Source organism: Catenulispora yoronensis (assembly GCF_039531695.1).
Taxonomy (GTDB): Bacteria; Actinomycetota; Actinomycetes; order Streptomycetales; family Catenulisporaceae; genus Catenulispora; species Catenulispora yoronensis.
Window position 1 is genome coordinate 188,485 of the sequence record NZ_BAAAQN010000010.1, and the last position, 7,145, is coordinate 195,629.

10 protein-coding genes are annotated in these 7,145 nt (G+C 73.6%); 1 reads left to right on the top strand and 9 read right to left on the bottom strand.

Annotated features, from left to right (window positions below; genetic code table 11):
* The 7 genes from ABD481_RS11675 to ABD481_RS11705 all read right to left on the bottom strand — a co-directional run bounded on the left by ABD481_RS11675 (position 1) and on the right by ABD481_RS11705 (position 3,723).
* Positions 1-363, bottom strand: coding sequence for a hypothetical protein (locus ABD481_RS11675; RefSeq protein WP_344665606.1), 363 nt, complete (start codon positions 361-363; stop codon positions 1-3).
* A complete protein-coding gene (locus tag ABD481_RS11680; protein WP_344665607.1) occupies positions 360-761 on the bottom strand; it encodes a YbaB/EbfC family nucleoid-associated protein in 402 nt (133 codons plus the stop codon). Before ABD481_RS11680 ends, ABD481_RS11675 begins: the two co-directional genes overlap by 4 nt.
* Positions 758-1,708 (bottom strand): hypothetical protein, encoded by a 951-nt coding sequence (locus ABD481_RS11685; protein WP_344665608.1) that lies wholly within the window; start codon positions 1,706-1,708, stop codon positions 758-760. The genes ABD481_RS11680 and ABD481_RS11685 overlap by 4 nt, the downstream gene beginning before the upstream one ends.
* On the bottom strand, positions 1,705-2,418 hold the full coding sequence (locus tag ABD481_RS11690; protein ID WP_344665609.1) for a hypothetical protein: 714 nt from the start codon (positions 2,416-2,418) through the stop codon (positions 1,705-1,707). Before ABD481_RS11690 ends, ABD481_RS11685 begins: the two co-directional genes overlap by 4 nt.
* The gene (locus ABD481_RS11695) at positions 2,418-3,002 is read right to left on the bottom strand and encodes a hypothetical protein (RefSeq protein ID WP_344665610.1); all 585 of its coding nucleotides are present in this window, start codon (positions 3,000-3,002) and stop codon (positions 2,418-2,420) included. Before ABD481_RS11695 ends, ABD481_RS11690 begins: the two co-directional genes overlap by 1 nt.
* A gap of 11 nt (positions 3,003-3,013) precedes the next feature.
* Complete coding sequence (locus tag ABD481_RS11700) at positions 3,014-3,304, bottom strand: WXG100 family type VII secretion target (RefSeq protein WP_344665611.1); 291 nt, start codon at positions 3,302-3,304, stop codon at positions 3,014-3,016.
* A 77-nt stretch (positions 3,305-3,381) separates the two neighbouring features.
* Positions 3,382-3,723 (bottom strand): WXG100 family type VII secretion target, encoded by a 342-nt coding sequence (locus ABD481_RS11705; RefSeq protein WP_344665612.1) that lies wholly within the window; start codon positions 3,721-3,723, stop codon positions 3,382-3,384.
* Between the two features lie 130 nt (positions 3,724-3,853).
* Between ABD481_RS11705 and ABD481_RS11710 the strand changes: the two genes are divergently transcribed.
* Positions 3,854-4,561: a response regulator transcription factor gene (locus tag ABD481_RS11710; protein WP_344665613.1), complete on the top strand. Its 708-nt coding sequence runs from the start codon at positions 3,854-3,856 to the stop codon at positions 4,559-4,561.
* Positions 4,562-4,595: 34 nt separating this feature from the next.
* Here ABD481_RS11710 and eccB read toward each other — a convergent pair whose 3' ends face one another.
* Complete coding sequence (eccB, locus tag ABD481_RS11715; protein ID WP_344665614.1) at positions 4,596-5,960, bottom strand: type VII secretion protein EccB; 1,365 nt, start codon at positions 5,958-5,960, stop codon at positions 4,596-4,598.
* A gap of 3 nt (positions 5,961-5,963) precedes the next feature.
* A partial coding sequence (locus ABD481_RS11720) for a ubiquitin family protein (RefSeq protein WP_344665615.1) occupies positions 5,964-7,145 on the bottom strand: 1,182 nt, incomplete at its 5' end.

The window sequence follows — 7,145 nt, forward strand, 5'->3', positions numbered from 1 at the left end:
TCAGGCCCGGTGCGGGGTGGCGTGCGGGCCGCCGGTCACCGCGGGTCCGGAGGAGCCGCTGCCGTGCAGCACGCTGTCCAGCGAGTACTGGTCGGTCTCCGCGTAGGCGCCCGCCATCTCGCGCATGTTGGTGCTGATGCCGAGGATGCCGCTGCCGGCGTCGCCGATGCTGTCGGCCAGGGCCAGGACGTTCGGCAGGAAGGTGGCGCGGAAGGACCGTCCGAAGTCGTCGTCCCCGATGCCGGGGTCCCGCATCAGGGCGTGGATGTCGTCGCGGATGGACGACATCGTGGGGACGTGGTCGGCGAAGGCTGCGCCGTGCCGGGAGAGATCGACCGGATTGGCCTGGATGGTCTGGTTCATGAGGGGCCCCCGCGGAGGAATTCGGAGATGTCGAAGGTGCCGGCCAGGATCTGGTCGTGGGGCAGGGCCGCCCCCTCCCGCGCAGGCGCCATGGCCTTCGCGACCTGCGCGGCGTATTCGGCCCGGGCGGCCGCGACGGTGTCCAGCACCAGCCGCGACAGCTCGGCCGGCGCCATCTCGCGGTAGGCGGTGGTGTGGAAGGTCAGCTCGGTCAGCACCCCGCCGGGACCGAGCCCCACCGTTAGCGCCCGGTCGCGCGAACGCTTGGTGACCGCCAGGCCGGCGATCTCGCGCTGGGCGTCGGCGATGGCCCGGACCCGGCGTTCGGAGTCGGCGACGAGGGCCGCGAGCTTCACCCGGTCGAAGGCCAGCGCCGGGTGTCCCGGATCGACGGTCACCGCCGGGACCCCTGGTCGGGGAGCAGGCCCAGGACGCTGCCGGGCGCCGTGCTGGCCGCGCCCCAGACCTCCTCGTCCTCGGTGAGCCAGGTGCTGCTCTCGCGCTCCTTGTTCTGGCCCTGGCCGCCGGCGCCCATGCCGCCCATGCCGCCCATCGGCATGCCCATGCCCATGCCGTTCTCGGCCATCCGGGCCTGCTCGGCCGCGGTGGTGGCGGCCAGGCCGCTCTCGGCGGCGTCGAGGGCGCGCGGGTCCAGCGTGACGCCGCCGGTGCCGAAGCCGCCGACAGTGCCGCCGCTGGTACTGCCGAAGCCACCGGTACCGCCGGCGCTTCCGCCGAAGCCGCCGGTACCGCCGCCGGTGCTGAAGTTCTTCAGCACGGACGGGTCGCCGCCGCTCACCTCACCGCGGGTGCCGCTGAGCTCGGACTGCGGCGTGCGGAGCCCGGACAGGGTGCTGTCCGGGGGAGTGAAGCCGTCGCCGGAGCCGAGAGTTCCGGAACCGGAACCGGTGCTCGTGCTGAAACCGGTGCCGTCGCTGCCGGAGCCCAGGGTGCCGGAGCCCAGAGTGCCGGAACCGAGCGTGCCGGAACCGAGCGTGCCGGAGCTGAGGCTGCCGACGCCGGTGAACGGGTCGTCGGTGCCGAGGCCCCCCGAACCGCTGGTGCCGCTGGTGCCGAAGGTGCTCGTTCCGGTGCCGTCGGTTCCAGTGCTGAAGAACCCGGTTCCGGCGCCGAAGCCGCCGGTGGCGCTCCCGAAGTCGCCGGCACTGCTCCCGAAGCCGCCGCCGGTGAGGTCCGCGGAGCTGATCCCGCCCGGATCGGCGGCCGAGTTCTGCAGCAGGCTGTCGGCGCCGCCGATGCCGGTGACGGCGCCGCCGTCCCCGCTCGGGAGCTTGGCGAAGTTCGGGCTCTTGTACGCGGCTTTCGTGATGTCGAAGAAGGTCACGCCGACCCCTCGTACAGCTTCTTCAGCTCCGAGTCGTAGGCCTTGAGCATGGCCCGGCCGGCGCCGACCATCGTGCCGGTGTACGTGAGGTCCTTCGAGATGTTCACCGGGGTGTTGCGGTCGTGGGCCCCGTTGTCGTTGAAGGCCCGGGTGAGGGAGCACTGCCAGATGAACGTCGCCGCCTGGCAGAAGGCCTCGTTCATGTGCGCGATGCGCAGCAGGCTGCTGGTCGGCGGCGGGTAGGCCATGAGGTCGGCCAGGTCCTTGACGTAGGTGGTGAACGCGTCGAGCACCTGCCCGAACGCCGTCGCGGCCGGTCCGCTCCAGTGGTTCTCCAGGATCTGCTTCTTCGCCCCGTCCACGTCGTTGGCGTAGCTGTGCAGCATCTGCTTGATGGTGAGGATCGCGAAGTGGGCTGTCTCCATGCTCAGCGGATCGGCCCAGGTCCCGTGCCTCGGCGGGCCGAAGCTGCCGTCCCCGCAGCCGCCGAACATGGCGGTCATGGCCTGGTTCCAGGAGTATCCGTCGATGCCCTGGCCGGTGCCGGGGGTCTCGGCCGTGTCGTGCATGACGCCGGTCCTCGGCGGGGCACCGCAGATGACGGAGATCGAGAAGCCCGCCCCCGCCGTGGCCGACGCCGAGTCCACGGTGAGGGTCTGGTCCGGACGGTTGGCGTCCGGATCGGGGACGTAGTTGCCGTCGTAGCCCATCAGCCGCCGCCTCCGTTCGTTCCCTTGGTGCCGAGCATGGTCTGCAACTGGCTCTGGATGTCGTTCGCCAGGGCGCCGAGGTCGTTCTCGATGGCCTCGTCGCCCCGGTCGTAGTCGGCGGCCACCGCGTTCAGCTGATCCACGATCCTGGTCACCATCGCGAAGAGGTTCCCGCTGCTCATGTCGGTCTTGGTGGGGTCCTCGACGAACTTCAGGTACAGGGCGCCCAGCTGGGTGTCGACCGCCTTCTTCAGGTTCTGGGCGCTGGACAGGAACGGCGGGTAGCCGACCAGGACGCCCACCGGCACGGTGTCCGGCCCGGCCATCGAGTTCGGGTCGCCGGACCGGCTCGCGTACAGGTCGTACCGCAGCGACCGGCCCGGGTAGCCGGTGTCGCCGCCGGTCGTGAGCCAGGCCTTGGACCGGACGAACAGGCCCTCCGGATCGGTCAGCGAGGTCTTGAGCCAGGTCGCCAGGGCCCTGATGGCTTCGGAGTTCGCCTCGACCGTGCCCAGGCTCGGCCCCTTGATGGTGCTGTGGGATGCCGGATCCCAGGTGTCGCCGGGCTCCGGGGGGGTCGCCACCGGCGTGTCCGTCACAGGTTCGTCCAGCGGGCCTGGGCGGTGCGCTCGGTGTGCACGATGCCGTCGGTGATGTCGTTGAGCTTCACGCCGAAGTGCGACAGCAGCTCGTTCATGGTGTTCGCGGCCCGGTCCCAGTTCCTCTTCTGCTCCTCGTAGGAGTCGCCGGCCGGACCGGTCCAGGTGGACTTCAGCCGGTCGCCGTAGCTCTGGAGCGCGACGAGGCGGTCCTCGATGTTCCTGCTGGCGGTGCCCAGGGTGCTCACCAGCTGCGCCATGTTGTCGGTGTTGGCGATGAACGCCATCGTGGTCTCCTAGCGGTGCTTCGCGGTGCGGTGGATGCGGTCGCGGCGTCCCGGGCTTCCCGGACGCCGGGCGCGGCTCACAGGCCCAGCAGGGCCTGTTGCGCCGAGGTGTAGTCGCTCGGTCCGCCGATGCTCTTGACGGCGTCCACCGCCCAGGCCTCGTTGTCGGCGTAGTCGCGGGCGCTGGCGCCCAGGACCTCGCGCATCGTCTCCAGGGCCTTGCAGATGTCGCCGAACTGCATGAGCCACTCGTCGAACAGCTCGCGGTACTTGGTGGCCGCGTCGCTCTGCCACTGCATGGCGTCGTGGTCGGCCCGCACCGGGGCGACGTAGGTGTTGAGATCGTCCAGCGCGTTCGTGAACTCGCCGGCCGCCCGGCTCATCGCTTCGTGTTCGTGCTGGAGTGTCGGATCTGCCATGACCGGCTCCTTCAGGGGGCTGCTGATGACCGTCTCGTGCTGCTGAATCCCAGCAGTCGTCGATCAGCCGTCACAAGGTGGTCGGCGGGACGTTGAGCAAAGGGTGAGCCGTGCATGCCACTGTGGTGCCATGAGAGTTCTCCTGACCGGACTCGGCCGACGGCGCAGCCGTACGCTCAGCGGTGGCCTGGTCATGCTGGGCTTCGACGTGCACGAAGCAGATGTGGACGCGGACCCGCCGGGCACCGTCGACGTGGTGCTCCTGGACTGCGGCATCGTCGACGGCGAGGTGCTCGCCTACTGCCGGCGGCTGCGGCGGCGGACGCAGGCCCCGATCATCGCCATGACCCAGCGGGTCGATCTGCAGGCCTGGCTGCGCGGCCACGAGGCCGGGATCGACGACTACGCGGTGCAGCCCTTCGGCCTGCAGGAGCTGGGCGCGCGCCTGCGGCTGGCGGTCGCGCCGGTGCGCGAGCCGTCGCCGTCCGCCTCCGCCGCCGGCTCCGGATCCGGCGGCCGGCGCCGTCTGGTGGCCGGGCCGCTGGTGGTCGCCGAGGAATCGCGGACCGTGTCGGTCCACGGGACCCGGGTCGAGCTGCGCCCGAAGGAGTACCAGCTGCTCGTCGCGCTGGTCGAGCGGGTGGGGCGGGCGGTGTCGCGCGAGGACCTGGTGGCGACGCTGTGGCCGACCGGCTGGGACGGCGCCGAGCGCGCGCTGGAGGTGCACGTGGCCTCGCTGCGGTCGAAGATCGCGCTGCCCGGGATGATCTCGACGGTCCGCGGCGTCGGCTACCGGATGGTGACCCCGGAGTCGTTCCACCGGCTCACGGCGGCCTGAGCCGCGCCTGCGAAACAGTGTCCTTATTCAAGTTTCAGGGTCCTGGCACGAGAGCCGGCTGAGGAGTCCGGGCGGCCGCCGCGGCCAGGGCGGGACCCTCCGGAAAGAGATCGAGCAGGGCCGCCGGGATCCGGGTCGGGGCGGCCGCGTAGCCGAGGCGGCTCAGGTCGTCCTTCGAGGCGACCGGGAACCGCCGGCCGACGGCGGTCAGCAGCTGTGGAACGCCGCCGGCCGTGGACGTGGCGAGCGCGCCGGCGTCCGGGCCGACCAGGACCCGGTCGGCGCGGCCGCCGCGGCCGTCGGTCGCCGACCAGGCGCCGGCCGCGTCGACCGCGGCCGCGGCGACCCGGCGCAGACGGTAGACCGGCGCCTCCGGATCCGCGCCCGGCGTCGCGGTCCAGCAGACCCCGCTGTCGGCGCCGACCGGTTCGGGCAGCGGCGCGGGCAGATCGCCGGCCAGCGGCGCGCCCACCTGTCCCGCCCGCTCGGCCGCCGTCAGGCGGGCCGGATCCAGCTGCTTCGGCGCCGCCGAGCCGCCGGCGCGCAGCAGCGCCTCCTGGGTCGGCGTGATCGGGGTCAAGCCGCGCGCCGTGACCGCGTACTCGTAGCCGCCGCTCGCGTCCTGATACGCGAACAGGTCTCCGACCGAGCCCAGGTCTGCGACCGCTGTCCGGGCGCCCAGGCTCAGCGGCGCGAGGTCGGCCCCGGCCGGGACCGCGTTCAGCCATGCCGCCCCGACCGGCACCGGCCGCGCGGCCGCCATCCGGAACGCGGAGAGCACCGCCGGCGGATCGGTCACCAGATGCCGGCGGCCGTTCCAGACCAGGTAGCGGGCTTCGCCGACGCCGACATACAGCGCCTGGCCGTCCGTCACGTCGGTGCCCGCGACGGTCACGCCCAACGCCGCCGAGACCCGGACCCCGCCGGTGCCGTCGCCGCCCGGCGTCGAGCACACCGTCCACGGCCCGGGGACCAGGGCTGCCGGGGCCGGCAGGTCGGTCGGCGCGCCGGGTATCCCCACCGGAGCCCCGCGCGGGACGTTCCGCAGCGCGGCGGCCGGAACCGTGCGTACCGCGTAGTTCGGCAGCGCCAGCCGGGCCGAAGCCTGGTTGAGCACCTGGTGCAGCACGCCGTCGGTGTAAAGGTACTGATTGTAGGTGCCCTCCGCCACGACTACCGACTGGCCGTCCCGCCAGCCCGAGTCCGGTTTCGGCGCGACCAGGCCCCAGGTCGCGGCGCCGGCGATGCCCAGCACGCCGGCCGAGACGCCGAGGATCATCCCGGTCCGTAGCCGCTGGCCCGGGGGCGAAGCCGTCCCCGGCTCCCCGCCGACCAGGCCGGCCGCCAGGCGCCGCACCAGGAACCGGTGCGCCTGGAGCTGCTGCCGCCGCGTCGCCACGCCTCAGCCCCCCAGCCCGCGCGCCCAGCCGAACGTGCCGAGCACCCCCAGCGCCAGCGGGATGAGCGCCGCCAGCACGAAGTACTCGGCGAGGTCGGCGGCGCGCGCCGCGTACGGCGGGTCGTCGGACTGCCGCCGCGGCCCGGAGCCGGCCGCGGTCAGGCCCACCACGAGCGCGCCGGCCGCGACGGCGAGGGTGGTGGTCACCGTGCTCCCGGCCGCCGCCGCGCGCCAAGCGGCTCCGGCCAGGGCGAGCATGCCCGTGGCCTGAAGCAGGAGCCTGGGAGTCGTCCGTGCGAACACCCGCGCCCGCAACAGGTACGCGATCCCGATGTCCGCCGCGGTGATCATCCCGAGCACGCCGTGCCCGGCGGCCAGCGCGGCGCCGACGATCGCCGGCGCCGCGGCGCCGATCAGCAGGGCCGCCATCAGCCGGTCCAGGAGCGCCGCCGTCCGCCACAGCTCGGTCTGCTTCCGGGCCGGCAAATCCACCTGGATCCGCTCGGCGGTCGCGGGCAGCGCGGGCAGCCGCTGGCCGGCCAGGCGGAACGCCAGCATCGGGATCGCGAGCACGAACGCCAGTCCCAGTACTGAGGCGATGACAGCGCTCTGCGACACGGCGAGGTGGCCCGCGACCCCGGCCGCCCCGGCCACGACCGTTCCGGCCGCCGCCACCGTGGTCGCGGCGAACGGTTCGAGGCCGCCGCCCCCGGCGGGTTCGTCGAGCACCGCGGTGCCGGTGGGCGACAGGTGCGGCAGGGCTCCGGTGCTGCCGGCGGTCCCAGGGGTTCCGGTGGTTCCGGCCGCTCCGGCTGCTCCGGCCGTCGTGGTGGCCGTGGTGGTCGCGGCGGCGCCGGTGGTTCCGGTGATTCCGGTGACGCGGGTCGCAGGGGCCGGACTCGTTCCGCCGACGGCCGCGGCTCCCGCCGCCGTCGCCAGCAGTGCCGCCGCGCCGGCCCAAAGCGTCGCGGCGGATTCCGGATGCTCGGCGGTGTGCACTATCGCGTCCGCGGCGAGCCATCCGCCGAGTGCCGCCCAGCCGACGGCGGCGACGCCCAGCACGACTCCCGCCGGGCGGGCGCGCAGCAGGCGGCCGGTGGCCGCGACGGCGGCCAGCAGCGCGACCGCGACCGCGCCGGCGATCTCGGCGCGCTGTCCGACCGGACCGCGCCCCGCGGCCACGCC

Excerpts from the sequence above, each read along its gene's own strand:
- ABD481_RS11710 (WP_344665613.1), top strand. The coding sequence starts at position 3,854 with ATGAGAGTTCTCCTGACCGGACTCGGCCGACGGCGCAGCCGTACGCTC.
- ABD481_RS11700 (WP_344665611.1), bottom strand. The coding sequence starts at position 3,304 with ATGGCGTTCATCGCCAACACCGACAACATGGCGCAGCTGGTGAGCACC.
- ABD481_RS11690 (WP_344665609.1), bottom strand. The coding sequence starts at position 2,418 with ATGGGCTACGACGGCAACTACGTCCCCGATCCGGACGCCAACCGTCCG.
- ABD481_RS11705 (WP_344665612.1), bottom strand. The coding sequence starts at position 3,723 with ATGGCAGATCCGACACTCCAGCACGAACACGAAGCGATGAGCCGGGCG.
- ABD481_RS11675 (WP_344665606.1), bottom strand. The coding sequence starts at position 363 with ATGAACCAGACCATCCAGGCCAATCCGGTCGATCTCTCCCGGCACGGC.